The 569-nt window shown below is 42.9% G+C and carries 1 protein-coding gene; it reads right to left on the reverse strand.

What is annotated here, in order from left to right:
• Positions 1 to 569, reverse strand: a 569-nt coding sequence (locus ABN217_RS19965; protein WP_349459963.1) for an ArsB/NhaD family transporter, incomplete at both ends; no start/stop codon positions are given.

Genomic DNA, 569 nt, shown 5'->3' on the forward strand with positions numbered 1-569 from the left:
ATCGTATGGCCTCTGGCTGCAATCACCCAAAGAATTAAGGCACCAATAGCTGCAATTGCTCTCACTGGAATACCTAATGGTTCTAAGACAAAGAAACCAATAAGTAGCAGTACCAATACCAGCCAACCAGCTTTAAACGTTGTCATGTCCTTAATGGCTAAAGTCGGTTCACTCAGTTTGGTAACATCATATTGTTTAGGAATATCTTTGCGGAAAAACCAATGCAGCATCACGAGTGTTGCGATAATTGCAGCAATATCTACTGGCACCATAATTGATGCATATTCCGTAAATCCAATATTAAAGAGGTCCGCAGAAACGATATTCACGAGGATCGAAACAATCAGCGGCAACCTCCCCGTATCTGCAATAAACCCAGCAACCATAACAAATGCTAATGTGGTGCCTTTGTTGAAACCAAGTGCCAATAACATCGCAATCACAATGGGCGTTAATATCAATGCTGCACCATCGTTACCAAATAAGGCCGCCACCGTTGCACCAAGTAGCACGATATAACTGAATAACAGCTTTCCTTTACCACCGCCCCACTTGCCAACATGTAATGC

The organism is Proteus sp. fly-1067, assembly GCF_040139345.1.
Lineage (GTDB): Bacteria > Pseudomonadota > Gammaproteobacteria > Enterobacterales > Enterobacteriaceae > Proteus > Proteus vulgaris_B.